Source organism: Rhodococcus rhodochrous (assembly GCF_014854695.1).
Taxonomy (GTDB): Bacteria; Actinomycetota; Actinomycetes; order Mycobacteriales; family Mycobacteriaceae; genus Rhodococcus.
The window spans coordinates 3,285,042-3,302,265 of record NZ_CP027557.1 but is presented as its reverse complement, the minus strand read 5'-3'; the positions used below and the strand labels follow the sequence as shown (position 1 = coordinate 3,302,265).

Below are 17,224 nucleotides of genomic sequence, written 5' to 3'. Positions count from 1 at the left end.
GCGTGAAGGGATCCTTCCATGCCGCTGACACCAGCTGATGTGCACAATGTCGCGTTCAGCAAGCCTCCGATCGGGAAGCGTGGTTACAACGAGGACGAGGTCGACGCCTTCCTCGATCTCGTCGAGCAGGAGTTGACGAACCTCATCGAGGAGAACGCCGACCTGCGTCAGCGGGTCGCCGAACTCGACCAGGAGCTCGCCGAAGCCAAGAAGGCGCCGCGCAGCGCGTCGTCGTCCGCGCCGGCGGCCCCGTCCAAACCCGAACCCGCACGTGTCGTCGAGACACCCAAGCCGGAACCCGCTCCGGCGCCGGCTCCGGCACCCGCCCCGGTCGCCGCTGCGCCGTCGAGCGGCGACGCGAGCATGCAGGCCGCCAAGGTCCTCGGGCTCGCGCAGGAGATGGCCGACCGCCTCACCGGCGACGCCAAGGCCGAGGCCGAGGAGCTCGTGCGTAACGCCCGGACCAACTCCGAGCAGCTCGTCTCCGACGCCCGCACCCGCAGCGAGGCGATGATCGCCGACGCGCGGCAGAAGTCCGACGCGATGCTCGCCGATGCGCGGACCCGTTCGGAGACCCAGTTGCGTCAGGCCAAGGAGAAGGCCGACGCGCTGCAGGCGGACGCGGAGAAGAAGCACACCGAGATCATGGCCACGATCAACCAGCAGCGTTCGGTGCTGGAGGAGCGTATCGAGCGGCTCAAGACGTTCGAGCGCGAATACCGGGTGCGCCTGAAGTCCTACCTGGAGTCGCAGCTCGAAGAGCTCGAGCAGCGCGGTTCCGCCGTTCCGGTGGACGGTGGACAGGAAGTGTTCAACCAGTCCAACTCGTCGTCGTCGTTCGGATCGTCGTCCTTCGCGAAGGGCAACAGCTGACCGACGGTCTCTCCGGCTGGTGCTGTACGGCCTGGTGCTGTACCTCGGTAGAGGAGGAGCGTCGTGCTCGTCGTCACGCTGGTACTCGCAGCTGTCGGATTCGGTCTTCTCGTGATCGCGTTGATGACCGGTTCGGTGCTCTGGGCATGGGGTTGTATCGCGGTGTGCGTCGTGGGAGCGGTGCTCCTGCTGGCGAGCGCACTCGGCGGACGGAGTTCGGCCGAAGGTGAGTGGGCCGATCCCCGTTCCGTCGGGCAGGCCGGAGCCTCGGGCGGACGTCCCGGTCGGCGTGCACCGCGCCGGCGTCCCGGCGACCGGAATTCTTCGGATCGCTGAAGCGTCCTACAATATGCATCACCGAGCGTGAAGCTCGATCCCGCGATCGCGGGCGGCGTCGATCCGGCCATCACCGGGGAGCCTCCGGAAGAACGGCGACCTTGCCGGTCGCCCAGTAGAACCGGACGGGTGGGCCCGTCACAGCCCGAACGAGTGGCCGTCCCTCGGGACGTGCAAGCGGGGTGGTACCGCGGTGGCCGTGCACGCGCACGGCGATCGTCCCCGTGCCGAGACGTATCCAGGCACGGAGGAGCCACGCTGTGACCGAGAACCACGCTGCACCGGATCCCACCGCAGCAACCGCCGGCAGTACTGCCGGATATCCGCGCGTCGACTACGACCTGCCGCGCGATTCGGGTGTCGACTTCCCGGCGCTCGAAGAGCGTGTGCTCGCGCAGTGGGCCTCCGACGGTACCTTCGAGGCGTCGCTGCGCAACCGTGACGGCGCCGACGAGTTCGTCTTCTACGACGGCCCGCCCTTCGCGAACGGCCTCCCGCACTACGGGCACCTGCTCACCGGCTACGTCAAGGACGTCGTCCCGCGCTTCCAGACCATGCTCGGGAAGAAGGTCGACCGCCGCTTCGGCTGGGACTGCCACGGCCTGCCCGCCGAGCTCGAAGCGGAGAAGCAGCTCGGCATCAAGGACAAGTCCGAGATCGATTCGATGGGCCTGGCCGAGTTCAACGCCTACTGCAAGCAGTCGGTGCTGCGCTACACCGGTGAGTGGCGCGACTACGTCACCCGTCAGGCCCGCTGGGTCGACTTCGACAACGACTACAAGACCCTCGACCTCGACTTCATGGAGTCGGTCATGTGGGCGTTCAAGTCGCTGTACGAGAAGGGCCTGATCTACCAGGGCTTCCGGGTGCTGCCCTACAGCTGGTACGAGCAGACGCCGCTGTCGAACCAGGAGACCCGTCTCGACGACGCCTACAAGATGCGTCAGGACCCGGCGGTCACCGTCGACATGGTGCTGCGTGCACCCGGTTCCGAACTCGACGGCGCGTGCGCGCTCATCTGGACCACCACGCCGTGGACCCTGCCGTCCAACCTCGCGATCGCGGTGCACCCCGAGATCGAGTACGTCGCCGTGCGTGGCGCCGACGACAAGACCTACCTGCTCGCGCAGGATCGTCTCGGCCACTACGCCCGCGAACTCGGCGAGGAACCCGACGTGCTCGGCCGTTACCGCGGCACCGACCTCGTCGGTCTCGCCTACGAGCCGCCCTTCGACTTCTTCGCCGGCCGTGAGAACGCGCACCGGGTGATCGCCGCCGACTACGTCACCACCGAGTCCGGTACCGGAATCGTCCACCTCGCACCGGCTTTCGGTGAAGAGGACATGGAGTACTGCCAGCGCAACGGCATCGAGCTCGTGCAGCCGCTCGATCCGGGCGGCAAGTTCACCTCGATGGTGCCGCCGTACGAGGGCCTGCAGGTCTTCGACGCCAACCCGGTCATCATCAAGGACCTCAAGGCCGCCGGAAAGCTGTTGCGGCACGAGACCATCGAGCACTCCTACCCACACTCGTGGCGGTCGGGTCAGCCGCTGATCTACATGGCGGTGCCGTCGTGGTTCGTCGCCGTCACCCGTTTCCGCGACCGCATGGTCGAGCTCAACCAGCAGATCACGTGGGTGCCCGAGCACATCCGCGACGGTCAGTTCGGCAAGTGGCTCGAAGGTGCCCGCGACTGGAACATCAGCCGTAACCGCTACTGGGGCAGCCCGATCCCGGTATGGATCTCGGACGACCCGGAGTACCCGCGCGTCGACGTCTACGGTTCCCTCGACGAACTCGAACGCGACTTCGGCGTGCGGCCCACCGACCTGCACCGGCCGATGATCGACGAACTGACCCGGCCGAATCCCGACGACCCGACCGGGAAGTCGACCATGCGTCGCGTCCCCGAGGTCCTCGACTGCTGGTTCGAGTCCGGCTCGATGCCGTTCGCCCAGGTGCACTATCCCTTCGAGAACCGCGACTGGTTCGACACGCACTACCCGGGCGACTTCATCGTCGAGTACAACGGCCAGACCCGCGGCTGGTTCTACACGCTGCACGTCCTGGCCACCGCGCTGTTCGACCGTCCTGCTTTCAAATGCGTTGCCGCGCACGGCATCGTCCTCGGCGACGACGGCCTGAAGATGAGCAAGTCGAAGGGCAACTATCCCGACGTCAACGAGGTCTTCGCCCGCGACGGTTCCGACGCGATGCGCTGGTTCCTCATGTCCTCGCCGATCCTGCGCGGCGGCAATCTCGTCGTCACCGAACAGGGCATCCGCGAGGGTGTGCGGCAGGCGCTGCTGCCGTTGTGGAACGCGTGGAGCTTCCTGCAGCTGTACGCGTCGAAGCCGGGCACCTGGCGGACCGATTCGACGAACGTGCTCGACCGGTACATCCTCGCCAAGCTCGCGCAGACCCGCGACGTCATCACCGAGGCGCTCGAGGCCGTCGACATCGCCGGGGCGTGCGACGAGCTGCGCACCTTCTGCGACGCGCTGACCAACTGGTACGTGCGCCGCTCGCGGAACCGGTTCTGGGACGAGGACACCGACGCGATCGACACCCTCCACACGGTGCTCGAGGTCGTCACGCGCCTGGCCGCGCCGCTGCTGCCGATGGCGTCCGAGGTGATCTGGCGGGGTCTGACCGGTGGCCGGTCGGTGCACCTGGCGGACTGGCCGGCGTCCGACGACCTGCCCTCGGATCCCGCGCTCGTCGCGGCGATGGACGAGGTGCGCGGGGTGTGCTCGACCGTGCTGTCGCTGCGCAAGGCCCAGAAGCTGCGCGTGCGACTCCCGCTGCCCGAGGTCACGGTCGCGACGCCGGGCTCGTCGCATCTCGATCCGTTCGTCGACCTCATCAAGGACGAGGTCAACGTCAAGCGGGTCGTGACCACCGACGACGTCGAGGCCCACGGCCGGTTCGAGGTGGTCGTCAACGCACGTGCCGCCGGTCCCCGTCTCGGCAAGGACGTGCAGAAGGTCATCAAGGCCGTCAAGGCGGGCGACTGGGCGCAAGCGGAGGACGGCACGGTCACCGCGGCCGGCATCGCCCTGCTGCCCGAGGAGTACACCAGCCGTCTCGTCGCGGCCGAGCCGGAATCCACCGCCGCGCTGCCGGGTGGCAACGGCCTGGTGGTCCTCGACACGACCGTCACCGAGGAACTCGAGGCCGAGGGCTGGGCCAAGGACCGCATCCGCGAATTCCAGGACGCGCGCCGCAACCTCGGCCTGGAGGTCTCCGACCGCATCTCGGTGCGGTTCGAGGTTCCGGCCGAACGCGCCGAATGGGCCGACCGCCACCAGGATCTGATCGCCGGCGAGATCCTCGCCACGACCTTCGAGCTCGGCGCCCCCGAAGGCGAGGCGATCGAACTCGGCGAAGGAACCCGCGCGTCCATCGTCAGGGCGTGACCGGGCCGGTGCTTCCGGAAGGACCGAGCGTCCTTCCGGAAGCACCGACCTGCGGCCTCCCACCGGACGTGTGGGTGCGGCGCACTAGTCTCGACACGTGCCCGCTTCCGTGAGTCGGCGCTGGGTGTTGCACCTGGATCTCGACGCGTTCTTCGCGTCCGCCGAGCAGTTGACCCGGCCGACCCTGCGGGGCCGGCCGGTCCTCGTCGGTGGGCTCGGTGCCCGCGGGGTGGTGGCCGGCGCGAGCTACGAGGCCCGCGTCTACGGTGCGCGCTCTGCCATGCCGATGAGCCGGGCACGGCGCCTCGTCGGACCGGCGGCGGTCGTGCTGCCTCCGCGCGGAATCCTCTACCGCGAACTGAGCGGACTCGTCTTCGACACCCTGCGCGCCCGGATCCCGATCCTCGAGACCCTCTCTCTCGACGAGGCGTTCGCCGAACCTCTCGAACTCGCCGGCGCCGACGCCGACGAGGTCGAACGCTTCTGTTCCGAGTTACGCGAACACGTCAGGGAGAAAACAGGTCTCGTCGCCTCCATCGGGGCCGGATCGGGTAAGCAGATCGCGAAGATCGGGTCCGGTCTCGCGAAACCGGACGGGCTGCTCGTCGTCCGGCCCGAAGGCGAACTCCCGTTGCTGCACAGCCTGCCGGTGCGCAAGCTGTGGGGGATCGGTCCGGTGGCCGAGGACCGGTTGCGGCGACTCGGCATCGAGACCATCGGAGATCTCGCGGCGCTGCCCGTCGCCGAGGCGGCGTCGATCCTCGGCGGCACCATCGGGCCGGGACTGCACCGGCTCGCCAACGGATTCGACGACCGGCCCGTCGCGGAGCGCGCCGAGGCGAAACAGGTCAGCGCCGAGACCACCTTTCCCACGGACATCGTCGCGATGCCCGGACTGCGGCGGGCGATCGCCGCGTCGGCGACCGCCGCGCACACACGCCTGCGCAAGGACGGGCGTGCCGCCCGCACGGTGGTGCTCAAGCTGCGCAAGGCCGACATGTCGGTGCTCACCCGGTCGTCGACCCTGCCCTACGCCACCGAGGACATGCAGGTGCTCACCGCCGCCGCCCAGCGACTCGCGCTCGATCCCCTCGAGATCGGCCCCGTCCGGCTCGTCGGGGTGGGCTATGCGGGTCTGTCCGCTATCGCGCAGGACACCCTGTTCCCCGAACTCGACCGGACGACGACCGAGGAGACCGGACCGGCAGAGGAGGACGACGAGGAGCGCGTCGCGGCGAGCGGACCGGCCACCCGGTGGACGCCGGGCGCCGACGTCTGCCATCCCGAATTCGGGCACGGATGGGTGCAGGGCGCGGGCCACGGCGTGGTCACCGTCCGCTTCGAGACACGCAGCACGGGTCCGGGACCAGCACGGACGCTCGACGAGAACGATCCCGACCTCGGCGTCGCCGACCCGCTCGCGAGCCTGAACTGAAACATGTTCCCGGCGCCCTCATGGTCTTCTTACTACCGCCGGGTACTCTTGCGGGCGATCCGCTGCCGGATGACCGAGCACGACGAACACATCGTGCACGACCGAACGAGAAGGACGAGAAGTTGAAGCTTCGCAAGATCACCGTCGCCACCGTGGCGCTCGCCGCCGCCCTCACGATGTCCGCCTGCAGCTCGGACGACGGCGGTAGCTCCTCCGAGACGACCGCGAAGACCAGCACGACCACGACCGCCGCGGCTCCGGCCGTCGACTACCCGCCGGTGCCCACCGTCGAGGAGCTCAACGCCGACCTCGCGCGCGCCTTCGACCTGAGCGTCCCGGCCGCCGAGAAGACCGACCTGGTCCAGGGCGCCGAGGAGGATCCGGAGCTGATCAACATGGTCGCCCAGGCGGCCAACGACGCCGGCGTGCAGGTCAACGTCGTCGACGTGACCGACAACGAGAACGGCACGATCACCGCCGGTGTCGAGATGGCGCTCGCGGGCAGCGACCAGCCGTCCTTCGGAACGGTCGACTTCGTCGCCGAGGACGACACCTGGAAGGTGTCGAAGGACTATGCGTGCTCCATCGTCATCAACATGGCGCAGCTGCAGTCCCCGGCCTGCGCATGATGTAGTACTCGTCCCGAACGAACCGACGGCCGGCGCGGATCATCCGCGCCGGCCGTCGGCGTTCGTCCATCTTCCGGATTACCGATCCGGGGTGTTCCAGCCCACGCGGTCGACCTGCGACTGCGACAGGCGTGTTCCGCCGTCCGGCTCGACGTAGGTCTGATCGCCCCGCACCGTCAGTTCTCCGCCGACGGGCAGGGGGAGCGACGCGTCGATCGTCATCGACCCCTCACCGGCCATCGTGTACTGCTCGATGTCGAGACGGCCCTGTCCGTTCGGCAGCACCCAGGTGGACTCGCGCGGTGTCTGTTCGACCCTCACGTCGACCGTGATGCGGTCGTCCTCCCGCTCGACGAGCGTCGCCGTCCCGACCTGGTCGAGGGTGATGCCCGCGCTCATCACCTGCTGGTGGATCTCCCACACCGCGCCCACCCCGACGGCTTCGTCCGGGAACGAGACGATGCGATAGACGGCCTGGTAGAAGGCCTGCTCGATCGCCGACCGTGCGATGTTCGCAGCATCGGGAGCGGGCTCGAGGCGCAGCGCACTGATCGCGCCGGTCGGCCCGATCGTCAGTCCGGCTCCGGAACCCTCGGCATCGGACAGTGCCGACCCGAGCGTCTCGTCCGGCGATGTCGCCGATCCGACGGTGATGTCGACCACGGTGCTCGGGTCCTCGCCGGAGACCGCTCGCTCGACCGTCGCCGAGAGCGGAAGGGTCAGCTCGGGAGTGGAGAAGTCCTGCTGCGGGTCGTCGCCGACGCGCTGGAAGACCTCGGATCGGGTGGTGAGGACGACGCTCTGCTGCACCCCCGCCTCGGGTGCGAGCCGCACCACCGATCGGGGTTCGGCACCGGGGTCGAGCACCGTCGTGGTCACCGCCGACACCGGCACCGTCACCTCCGTCGATGTCGCCGCCGTGACGGCGGGCGCGCCGTCCGAAGGACCACCGCAACCGGCGACGAGAGCGGAGAGGGACAGCACAGCCGCGAGGGCACACGGCCCCGAGCGGGGGAATCTGGACAGCGCAGGCACGCCACCCAGGGTAGCCACGACGGGAGGGGGAACCGCCGCGGTCGTCCGGTAGGGGATGATGGAGCGGTGACGAACGAAGCTTCCCGACCCGACCGCGACGCGGAGACGCCGGTTCCCGGTCGTGCCGACGAGCCGGCGCCGCCCCCCTCCGTCGGCCGGCGCATGCTGCGGCCGCTGCTGCTCGTGGCGCTCGTCGTCTTCGTCGCGGATCTGGTGACGAAGGTGCTCGCCGTCCACTACATCGACCCAGCCGACCCGATCTCGATCGTCGGCGACACGGTCACCCTGACACTCGTCCGCAATCCCGGTGCCGCGTTCTCCATGGCCACGGGCATGACCTGGCTGCTCACGCTGGTCGCGATCGCCGTTGTCGTCGGCGTCGTGAAGATCGGCCGGACCCTGAGATCGCGGTGGTGGGCGCTCGGCCTCGCCCTCGTCCTCGGGGGAGCGCTCGGCAATCTCACCGACCGTCTGTTCCGCTCGCCCGGACCGCTGCAGGGCCACGTCGTCGACTTCGTGTCGGTCGGATGGTGGCCGGTGTTCAACGTCGCCGACTCGGCCATCGTGTGCGGAGCGATCCTGCTCGTGGCCCTGACCATCTTCGGCGTCGAACCCGACGGTGGCGCCTCGCAGGGCCCGGGCGCAGCGCCGGATGCGGACGAAACGAGAAAGGAATCACACCAGTGAGGGAAACCCGCGCGATGCCCGTACCCGACGGGCTCGACGGGATGCGTGTCGATGCAGGCCTCGCGCGCCTGCTCGGTCTGTCCCGGACCGTGGTCGCCACGCTCACCGAGGAGGGCGCCGTCGTGGTCGACGGCGCGGCGGTGGGCAAGTCCGACCGACTGTCCGCCGGCTCCTGGCTCGAGGTGGAACTGCCCGAGCCGCCCCGCCCCCTGACCATCGAGGCCCAGCCCGTCGAGGGCATGGAGATCCTCTACGCCGACGACGACATCGTCGCGGTCGACAAGCCCGTGGGTGTCGCCGCCCACGCGAGCGTCGGCTGGACCGGACCGACCGTGATCGGCGGCCTCGCCGCAGCCGGCTACCGGATCTCCACGTCCGGCGCCCACGAACGCCAGGGCATCGTGCACCGGCTCGACGTGGGCACCTCCGGCGTCATGGTGGTCGCGACGTCCGAACGCGCCTATACCGTCCTCAAGCGCGCCTTCAAGGAACGCACGGTCGACAAGCGGTACCACGCGCTCGTCCAAGGGCATCCCGACCCGAGCAGCGGCACCATCGACGCACCGATCGGCCGCCACCGCAGCAGCGACTGGAAGTTCACGGTCACCGCCGACGGCAAGCCCAGCGTGACGCACTACGACACGATCGAGGCGTTCCAGGCCGCGAGCCTGCTCGACATCCACCTCGAGACCGGTCGCACCCATCAGATCCGGGTGCACTTCTCGGCACTGCGTCACCCCTGCTGCGGCGACCTCACCTACGGAGCCGACCCGCGTCTCGCGGCGCGTCTCGGCCTCGAACGGCAGTGGCTGCACGCGTGCACCCTCGGGTTCTCGCACCCGACGCGCGGGCACTGGGTCGAGATCACCAGCAAGTACCCTCCGGATCTCGAACACGCGCTCGCCGTGTTGCGCAACGCCTGACCGATGGGACGTGTCCTGCCCTGGGCGGCGGTCGTCGTTCTCGTCGTCGCCGTGCTCGTCGCCGGGTGGACCTCACCGCCGCGGACGTCCCCCGTGGGGAGCGACACCCTCGGCCCCGACAACGGGGAAGTGGTCGCCGACTATCTGGCACGGGCCGCGGACAGCCTGACCGAGGCCGAAGCGGACGGAGACCTCGAGCACTGGGGACTGGTGTCGTTCACCGACGCCGTCGGCATCGACCGGGTCGTCGAACTCACCGACGAGGCGCGCGTGGCGCAGGTGCTCCTCCGTGTGCCGATCGACCGCGTCCAGACACCACTGGTGCCGGTCGCGGTGCCGGAGAACCCGGAGGCGGTGCGTCGTGCCCCTTCGGTCGCCGCGGGCCGGCTGAGCCTGGTGGAGTTCGGGACCGAACGCGCCGCGCGGGTCGGGGCGGTCTCCGCGCAGCGGCTCGCCGACGGCTGCGACTGCGTCGTCGCGGCGGTGCTCCGGGGTACTCCCGCACAGTTCCGGGCCGTCGCCGATGCCCCGGACGTGCGGGCCGTGGAGGTCCTGCCCGCCGACGCGATCGCGGGACGCTTCGCGGTGACCCCGCTGCTGCCCACCCACGTCGAGACGGTCGTGCCCGGCCCGGACGACGGGGAGGTGTGACGGTGCGGGGGATCCCGTCTCGAAACGACCGTGTTCGGAACGACAGTGTCTCGGAACGACAGTGTCCAGGAACGACAGCGCACCGGCGGCGCCGTAGGGTGATCCGGTGAGCGACTCGGGGGATCGGAACGACTCGGGGCAGCGGAACATCGTGCGCACCGGGGTGCTGTGCGGTCTGGGCGCCTACGGATTGTGGGGACTGTTCCCCGCCTACTTCGGCCTGCTCGAACCCGCCGGCGCCGTCGAGATCCTCGCGCACCGCGTGCTGTGGACCCTCGTGCTCATGCTGATCGTGCTGGGCGTCATGGGACGCCTCGGCACCCTGCGCGGCCTGTCGGCCCGCACCTGGGGCCTGGTCGCCGCGGCGTCCACCGCGATCGCGGTCAACTGGGGCGTCTACATCTACGGCGTCGTGTCGGGCCGGGTCGTGGAGACCGCACTCGGCTACTTCATCAACCCGCTCGTCAGCGTGGTGTTCGGTGTCCTGTTCTTCCGGGAACGACTGCGGCCGGCGCAGATCGCGGCGCTGGTGCTCGCGGTGTGCGCGGTGGTGGTCATCACCGTCGACTACGGCAGACCGCCGATCATCGCCCTGACCCTGGCGTTGTCCTTCGCGTCCTACGGGGTGATCAAGAAGGTCGTGCCGCTCGATCCGCGCACGTCCCTGACAGGTGAGGGGATCGTCGCGGCCCCGTTCGCGCTCGGGTACGTGATCTTCCTCGCGGTGACCGGCACCGGCACCTTCCTCGGGCACGGCATCGATCACACCGCCCTGCTCGTGTCGGCGGGGCTGGTGACCGCCGTACCGCTGCTGCTCTTCGGCGCGGCCGCGCAGCGGGTCCCGCTCGCGACACTCGGCATGCTGCAGTACCTCACGCCGAGCCTGCAGATGACGTGGGGTGTGGTCGTGCTCGGGGAGGACATGCCTGCCTCGCGGTGGATCGGTTTCGTCCTGATCTGGATCGCACTGGCGGTGTACAGCACGGACGCCCTCGTGCGGGCCCGTCGTCAGCGTGCCGTGGTCACCGCGGAGCCTCGCGCGGCTTAGACTCGTCTCTGCCCACAGACATCCCGGGAGAGGCACGCGTGGCTGACTCGTTCGTTCATCTGCACACCCACACCGAGTACTCGATGCTCGACGGTGCCGCGAAGGTCGGACCGTTGTTCAAGGAGGCCGAACGGCTGGGGATGCCGGCCGTGGGCATGACCGACCACGGAAACATGTACGGCGCCAGCGAGTTCTACAACGTCGCCAAGAAGTTCGGCATCAAGCCGATCATCGGTATCGAGGCGTACGTCGCGCCGGAGTCGCGCTTCTCCACCAAGCGTGTGCAGTGGGGCGATCCCGGCCAGAAGTCCGACGACGTCTCCGGCTCGGGTGCCTACACCCACATGACGATGGTCGCCGAGAACTCCACGGGCCTGCGGAACCTGTTCAAGCTGTCCTCCCTCGCATCGATCGAGGGCCAGCTCGGCAAGTGGGCTCGTATGGACGAAGAGCTCATCGCCCACCATCACGAGGGCATCATCGCCACGACCGGCTGCCCGTCGGGTGAGATCCAGACGCGCCTGCGCCTCGGCCACGAGCGTGAAGCCCTCGAGGCGGCCGCGAAGTGGCAGGAGATCTGGGGTAAGGACAACTTCTTCCTCGAGCTGATGGACCACGGCCTGTCCATCGAGCGCCGGGTGCGCGAGGGCCTGATCGAGATCGGCCGCAAGCTCGACATCCCGCCGCTCGTGACCAACGACTGCCACTACGTCACCAAGGATGCGGCCGCGAACCACGAGGCGCTGCTGTGCATCCAGACCGGTAAGACTCTCTCCGATCCCACCCGGTTCAAGTTCGACGGCGACGGCTACTACCTCAAGTCGGCGCAGGAGATGCGCGAGCAGTGGGACCGCGAGGTGCCGGGCGCGTGCGACAACACGCTGCTCATCGCCGAGCGGGTGCAGTCCTACGAGGACGTGTGGACCCACCGCGACCGGATGCCGATCTTCCCGGTGCCGGAAGGGGAGACGCAGGCGAGCTGGTTGCACAAGGAGGTCATGCGCGGTCTCGACCGTCGCTTCCCCGCCGGCCCGCCCCGCGAGTACGTCGAGCGCGCCGAGTACGAGATCAGCGTCATCAACCAGATGGGCTTCCCCGCTTACTTCCTCGTCGTCGGCGACCTCATCAACCACGCCCGCGAGGTCGGCATCCGCGTCGGCCCCGGCCGTGGTTCGGCCGCCGGTTCGCTCGTCGCCTACGCGATGGGCATCACCAACATCGACCCGATCCCGCACGGTCTGCTGTTCGAGCGGTTCCTCAACCCCGAGCGCGTGTCGATGCCCGATATCGATATCGACTTCGACGATCGCCGCCGCGGTGAGATGGTGCGCTACGCCACCGAGCGGTGGGGCAACGACAAGGTCGCCCAGGTCATCACGTTCGGCACCATCAAGACGAAGGCCGCGATCAAGGACTCCGCGCGAGTGCAGTTCGGCCAGCCCGGATTCGCGATCGCCGACCAGATCACCAAGGCCCTGCCTCCGCCGATCATGGCGAAGGACATCCCGGTCTCGGGTATCACCGACCCGAGCCACGAGCGGTACAAGGAAGCCGCCGAGGTCCGCCAGCTGATCGAGTCCAACCCGGACATCAAGAAGATCTACGACACCGCGCTCGGTCTCGAGGGCCTGATCCGCAACGCCGGCGTCCACGCCTGCGCGGTGATCATGTCGTCCGAGCCGCTCATGGACGCGATCCCGCTGTGGAAGCGCGCGCAGGACGGCGCGATCATCACCGGCTGGGACTATCCGTCCTGCGAGGCCATCGGCCTGCTGAAGATGGACTTCCTCGGTCTGCGCAACCTCACCGTCATCGGCGACGCGATCGAGAACATCAAGGTCAACCGCGGGATCGATCTCGACCTCGACACCCTCCCGCTGGAGGATCCGGCGACCTACGAACTGCTCGCGCGCGGCGACACGCTCGGCGTGTTCCAGCTCGACGGCAGCGCCATGCGCGACCTGCTGCGCCGCATGCAGCCCACCGGCTTCGAGGACATCGTCGCCGTGCTCGCGCTGTACCGCCCCGGTCCGATGGGCATGAACGCGCACAACGACTACGCCGACCGCAAGAACGGGCGGCAAGAGGTCAAGCCGATCCATCCCGAGCTCGAGGAGCCGCTGAAGGAGATCCTCGCCGACACCTACGGCCTGATCGTCTACCAGGAGCAGATCATGCAGATCGCTCAGAAGGTGGCCGGTTACTCGCTCGGACAGGCAGACCTGCTGCGTCGCGCGATGGGTAAGAAGAAGAAGGAGATCCTCGACGAGGCCTACGACGGCTTCGCGCAGGGCATGAAGGACAACGGCTTCTCGCAGGCGGCGATCACCGCGCTGTGGGACACCGTTCTGCCCTTCGCCGGCTACGCGTTCAACAAGTCGCACGCCGCCGGTTACGGTCTCGTCTCGTTCTGGACCGCCTATCTCAAGGCGAACTACCCGGCCGAGTACATGGCCGGTCTGCTCACCTCCGTGGGTGACGACAAGGACAAGGCCGCGGTCTACCTGTCCGACTGCCGCAAGATGGGCATCACCGTGCTGCCGCCGGACGTCAACGAGTCGCACACCAACTTCATGTCGGTGGGCGAGGACATCCGGTTCGGCCTCGGCGCCGTCCGCAACGTCGGCACGAACGTCGTCGCCTCGATCATCAAGGGGCGGGAGGAGAAGGGCCGCTACACCGACTTCTCCGACTATCTCAACAAGATCGACACCGTCGCGTGTTCGAAGAAGGTCACCGAATCCCTCATCAAGGCAGGCGCATTCGACTCGCTCGGACACCCGCGCAAGGGATTGATGCTCGTCCACGCCGACGCGATCGACGCGGTGATGAGCACGAAGAAGGCCGAGGCGATCGGCCAGTTCGACCTGTTCGGCGGCGACGACGCCGACGAGTCCGTCGCCGCGGTGTTCAACGTCCGCATCCCCGAGGAGGAATGGGACACCAAGCACCGCCTCGCCCTCGAACGGGAGATGCTCGGCCTCTACGTCTCCGGGCACCCGCTCAACGGCGTCGAGCACGTCCTCGCGTCGCAGGCCGACACCCAGATCCCCGCGATCCTCGAAGGCGCGCTCAAGGACGGCAGCCAGGTCACCGTCGGTGGCATCCTCGCCTCGGTGAACCGGCGCATCAACAAGAACGGTCTCGCCTGGGCGTCCGCGCAGCTCGAGGACCTCACCGGTGGCATCGAGGTGTTGTTCTTCCCGCAGTCCTACGCCGTCTACGGCATGGACGTCGTGGAGGACTCGGTGGTGCTGGTCAAGGCCCGGGTGTCGATCCGCGACGACCGGATCTCCCTGATCGCCAACGATCTCGTCGTCCCCGACCTCTCGCAGATCGGGGTCGCGAAGCCGGTGTCGGTGTCGATGCCCACCCGGTTGTGCACCCCCGACAAGGTCGGTGCCCTCAAGAACGTGCTCACGCGCCATCCCGGCTCGTCCGACGTGCACGTGCGGCTCATCACCGGCAGCAAGGTCACCGTCCTCAAGCTCGACGACAGCCTGCGGGTCGAACCGTCGTCGGCGCTGATGGGCGACCTCAAGGCCCTGCTCGGACCGGGCTGCCTGGCCACCTAGCGGTCCGCCGCGCGGCGCGAGCCCTTCGGTGAGCGCCGCGCGGGAAGCCGGGTTGGCCGGTGCGGCTAGGAACGGAGTGCGTGTTGCTGGATCCTGCGGACCCACCACACGACGACGGTGACCGCAGCGGCACCGAGCACGGCGCTCTGGGCGCTGGTGGTGACGACGAGGACCACGAGCAGGGTGAGAAGCCCCGAAGCGAGTGCTTCGAGCTTGTACAGGGGCCAGATCGTGCCGGCGATGTCCACACCGTCGGTGCGCTCACGTCGTATCCGGGTATCGAGCACGGACATCGCGGTGCACCTCCTGTAGGCAGAGCGGCTGTAGGCCGGGCGGAATCCTTTCTTCAGGATAGGCGCAGGGAAGAGTTCGGGCCACCGAACTCCACGATCGGGCGACGACTGTCACAACGATTGTGTTGACTGGTCGGTATGCCACTGCACGGAGAATACGAACCGAGTCCCGTCGAATGGAGCGCCAAGCAGGTCGAGGAGTACGAGTCGTCGGGCGGAACCCGCGGCACCACCCTCCAGGGTCGGCCGGTCATCATCCTGACCACGGTCGGCGCCAAGTCCGGCAAGCTCCGCAAGATCCCTCTCATGCGAGTCGAGCACGAGGGCAGGTATGCCGCCGTCGCCTCGCTCGGCGGTGCACCGAAGCATCCCGTCTGGTACCACAACATCGTCGCGAATCCGCACGTCGAGGTGAGGGACCGCACCGAGGTGTGGGACATGACCGCCCGCGAGGTCCACGGTGAGGAGAAGGCGCAGTGGTGGGAACGTGCCGTCGAGGCGTTCCCGCCCTACGCGGAGTACCAGGAGAAGACCGACCGCGAGATTCCCGTCTTCGTTCTCGAGCCGGTCGAGGGCTCGTAGACCGAGCACGCTCGGACGGACTGTGCGGCCACCCCCTCGATGCGGGTCCCGCCGTGGTGGGCGAATCGGGGGAGTGGCAGCATTGACGGGTGACCTCCACTTCGCGAACAGCAGAACCGATGACTGTGACCGCCGTGCCCTGCGCGGCCGACATCGATGCGGCTGCCGAGCGAATTTCGGAGGCGGTCGCCCCGACGCCGCTCGAGCACAGCCCCCGGCTCTCGGCCCTCGTGGGAGCCAATGTCTACCTCAAGCGTGAGGACCTCACCCGTGTGCGGTCCTTCAAGCTCCGCGGGGCGTACAACGCCATGGCGCAGCTCGACGCGGCCGAGCGCGCCGCGGGCGTCGTCACGGCCAGCGCCGGCAACCACGCGCAGGGCGTCGCCTACGCGTGCCGGGTGATGGGAATCCAGGGCCGCATCTACGTGCCCACCCGCACTCCCAAGCAGAAGCGCGACCGGATCCGTGTTCACGGCGGCGACAGCGTCGAACTCATCGGTGTCGGCGACACCTTCGACGCCGCGGCTGCGGCCGCCGCCGACGATGCGATCCGCACCGGGGCGACGATGATCCCGCCCTTCGACGACGCCCGCACCGCTGCCGGGCAGGGCACCATCGCGCGCGAGATCCTCGAGCAGCTCGACGGCGATCTCGACGTGGTGCTCGTCCCCGTGGGCGGGGGCGGCCTCATCGCCGGTGTCGCCGCCTATCTGCGCGAGCGGTCCCCACGCACGTCGATCGTCGGTGTCGAACCGGCCGGCGCAGCATCGATGACCGCCGCGCTGGTCGCGGGCGGTCCCGTCACGCTGCCGGAGGTCGAGCCGTTCGTCGACGGCGCTGCGGTCAAGCGGACCGGCGACGTCCCCTACGCCGTCGTGTCCGAACTCGGTGCCGAGGTCGTGTCCCATTCGAGCCTGCCGCTCGTGGCCACGCTGCGCCGGGAGGGACTCGGTCGAGCCCCGTTCGGGATGACCCAGATCGACGAGGGTGCGCTGTGCACCACGATGCTCGATCTGTACCAGAACGAGGGCATCATCGCCGAGCCCGCCGGCGCCCTGTCCGTCGCTGCCCTCGAGTCGATCTCGGTGCAGCCCGGAGCGAACGTGGTGTGCCTGGTGTCGGGCGGCAACAACGACGTCTCGCGCTACGGCGAGATCATCGAGCGGTCGCTCGTCCACCGCGGGCTCAAACACTATTTCCTCGTGGACTTCCCCCAGGAGCCCGGCGCACTGCGCCGGTTCCTGGACGAAGTCCTCGGACCGGACGACGACATCACCCTGTTCGAGTACGTCAAGCGCAACAACCGGGAGACCGGTGCTGCCCTCGTCGGTATCGAACTGGGTGCTGCAGAAGACCTTTCGGCCCTGCTCAATCGCATGGACGCGTCGCCGATCGACGCGCAGCGACTCGAGCCGGGGTCGCCGGCCTACCGTTACCTCACCTAGTCGGAGCCGCTACCAGGGCGAGCACACCAGCCAGGGGCCGAACCAGAAGCAGTCGGGACGCCAATGATTGTCCCAACGGCGATCCCAGTCCTTGTTGTGGTGCTTGCCGTGGTCGCGATCCCTCTTGTGATCGTTCTTGTGGTGCTTGTCGTAGTCTCGGTGGTCGTGGTTGACGGCGACGACGCCAGGGGAGGTGTCGACCACCGGTGACGCCGAGGCGACCCCCGCAGGGGCGAGGACGAGTGCGGTGCTGAGGAATACGCTCGCCAGAATCTTCTTGGGTTGCATGGTGA

The 17,224-nt window shown here is 68.5% G+C and carries 15 protein-coding genes; 12 read left to right on the top strand and 3 right to left on the bottom strand.

Going from position 1 to position 17,224, the window contains the following annotated elements; genetic code table 11:
* Positions 1–18: 18 nt before the first annotated feature.
* The 5 genes from wag31 (at position 19) to C6Y44_RS15345 (ending at position 6,692) form a co-directional block, all read left to right on the top strand.
* On the top strand, positions 19–873 hold the full coding sequence (wag31, locus tag C6Y44_RS15365; RefSeq protein WP_016691808.1) for a DivIVA-like cell division protein Wag31: 855 nt from the start codon (positions 19–21) through the stop codon (positions 871–873).
* A gap of 63 nt (positions 874–936) precedes the next feature.
* Positions 937–1,209, top strand: coding sequence for a hypothetical protein (locus tag C6Y44_RS15360; protein WP_120283218.1), 273 nt, complete (start codon positions 937–939; stop codon positions 1,207–1,209).
* Between the two features lie 260 nt (positions 1,210–1,469).
* Entirely contained in the window at positions 1,470–4,628 is a 3,159-nt protein-coding gene (gene ileS / locus C6Y44_RS15355; protein WP_159418056.1) for an isoleucine--tRNA ligase, read from the top strand.
* A 124-nt stretch (positions 4,629–4,752) separates the two neighbouring features.
* A complete protein-coding gene (locus tag C6Y44_RS15350) occupies positions 4,753–6,063 on the top strand; it encodes a DNA polymerase IV (RefSeq protein ID WP_071935182.1) in 1,311 nt (436 codons plus the stop codon).
* A gap of 122 nt (positions 6,064–6,185) precedes the next feature.
* Positions 6,186–6,692, top strand: coding sequence for a hypothetical protein (locus tag C6Y44_RS15345; RefSeq protein ID WP_024101260.1), 507 nt, complete (start codon positions 6,186–6,188; stop codon positions 6,690–6,692).
* A 78-nt stretch (positions 6,693–6,770) separates the two neighbouring features.
* Here the strand turns inward: C6Y44_RS15345 and C6Y44_RS15340 are convergent, their stop codons facing one another.
* A complete protein-coding gene (locus C6Y44_RS15340) occupies positions 6,771–7,727 on the bottom strand; it encodes a hypothetical protein (protein ID WP_024101259.1) in 957 nt (318 codons plus the stop codon).
* 66 nt (positions 7,728–7,793) lie between these two features.
* Here C6Y44_RS15340 and lspA point away from each other — a divergent pair, with 66 nt between their 5' ends.
* The 5 genes from lspA (at position 7,794) to dnaE (ending at position 14,611) form a co-directional block, all read left to right on the top strand.
* On the top strand, positions 7,794–8,414 hold the full coding sequence (gene lspA / locus C6Y44_RS15335) for a signal peptidase II (protein WP_159418057.1): 621 nt from the start codon (positions 7,794–7,796) through the stop codon (positions 8,412–8,414).
* A gap of 14 nt (positions 8,415–8,428) precedes the next feature.
* Positions 8,429–9,337 carry an RluA family pseudouridine synthase gene (locus C6Y44_RS15330; RefSeq protein ID WP_174247134.1) on the top strand — a complete coding sequence of 303 codons (909 nt, stop codon included), beginning with the start codon at positions 8,429–8,431 and terminating at the stop codon, positions 9,335–9,337.
* 3 nt (positions 9,338–9,340) lie between these two features.
* On the top strand, positions 9,341–9,988 hold the full coding sequence (locus C6Y44_RS15325; RefSeq protein WP_159418058.1) for a hypothetical protein: 648 nt from the start codon (positions 9,341–9,343) through the stop codon (positions 9,986–9,988).
* A 106-nt stretch (positions 9,989–10,094) separates the two neighbouring features.
* Positions 10,095–11,036: an EamA family transporter RarD gene (rarD, locus tag C6Y44_RS15320; RefSeq protein ID WP_372473809.1), complete on the top strand. Its 942-nt coding sequence runs from the start codon at positions 10,095–10,097 to the stop codon at positions 11,034–11,036.
* 38 nt (positions 11,037–11,074) lie between these two features.
* The gene (gene dnaE, locus C6Y44_RS15315) at positions 11,075–14,611 is read left to right on the top strand and encodes a DNA polymerase III subunit alpha (RefSeq protein ID WP_120283208.1); all 3,537 of its coding nucleotides are present in this window, start codon (positions 11,075–11,077) and stop codon (positions 14,609–14,611) included.
* A gap of 65 nt (positions 14,612–14,676) precedes the next feature.
* Here the strand turns inward: dnaE and C6Y44_RS15310 are convergent, their stop codons facing one another.
* On the bottom strand, positions 14,677–14,904 hold the full coding sequence (locus tag C6Y44_RS15310) for a hypothetical protein (protein WP_159418059.1): 228 nt from the start codon (positions 14,902–14,904) through the stop codon (positions 14,677–14,679).
* 138 nt (positions 14,905–15,042) lie between these two features.
* Between C6Y44_RS15310 and C6Y44_RS15305 the strand changes: the two genes are divergently transcribed.
* Entirely contained in the window at positions 15,043–15,486 is a 444-nt protein-coding gene (locus C6Y44_RS15305; RefSeq protein WP_024101255.1) for a nitroreductase family deazaflavin-dependent oxidoreductase, read from the top strand.
* 119 nt (positions 15,487–15,605) lie between these two features.
* Entirely contained in the window at positions 15,606–16,931 is a 1,326-nt protein-coding gene (ilvA, locus tag C6Y44_RS15300; RefSeq protein ID WP_174247024.1) for a threonine ammonia-lyase IlvA, read from the top strand.
* 9 nt (positions 16,932–16,940) lie between these two features.
* On the opposite strand, the gene C6Y44_RS15295 is transcribed toward ilvA, so the two are convergent.
* The gene (locus tag C6Y44_RS15295; protein WP_120283202.1) at positions 16,941–17,219 is read right to left on the bottom strand and encodes a hypothetical protein; all 279 of its coding nucleotides are present in this window, start codon (positions 17,217–17,219) and stop codon (positions 16,941–16,943) included.
* Between the last annotated feature and the right edge of the window lie 5 nt (positions 17,220–17,224).

Excerpts from the sequence above, each read along its gene's own strand:
- wag31 (WP_016691808.1), top strand. The coding sequence starts at position 19 with ATGCCGCTGACACCAGCTGATGTGCACAATGTCGCGTTCAGCAAGCCT.
- C6Y44_RS15330 (WP_174247134.1), top strand. The coding sequence starts at position 8,429 with ATGCCCGTACCCGACGGGCTCGACGGGATGCGTGTCGATGCAGGCCTC.
- C6Y44_RS15325 (WP_159418058.1), top strand. The coding sequence starts at position 9,341 with ATGGGACGTGTCCTGCCCTGGGCGGCGGTCGTCGTTCTCGTCGTCGCC.
- C6Y44_RS15310 (WP_159418059.1), bottom strand. The coding sequence starts at position 14,904 with ATGTCCGTGCTCGATACCCGGATACGACGTGAGCGCACCGACGGTGTG.
- C6Y44_RS15305 (WP_024101255.1), top strand. The coding sequence starts at position 15,043 with ATGCCACTGCACGGAGAATACGAACCGAGTCCCGTCGAATGGAGCGCC.
- ilvA (WP_174247024.1), top strand. The coding sequence starts at position 15,606 with ATGACTGTGACCGCCGTGCCCTGCGCGGCCGACATCGATGCGGCTGCC.
- C6Y44_RS15295 (WP_120283202.1), bottom strand. The coding sequence starts at position 17,219 with ATGCAACCCAAGAAGATTCTGGCGAGCGTATTCCTCAGCACCGCACTC.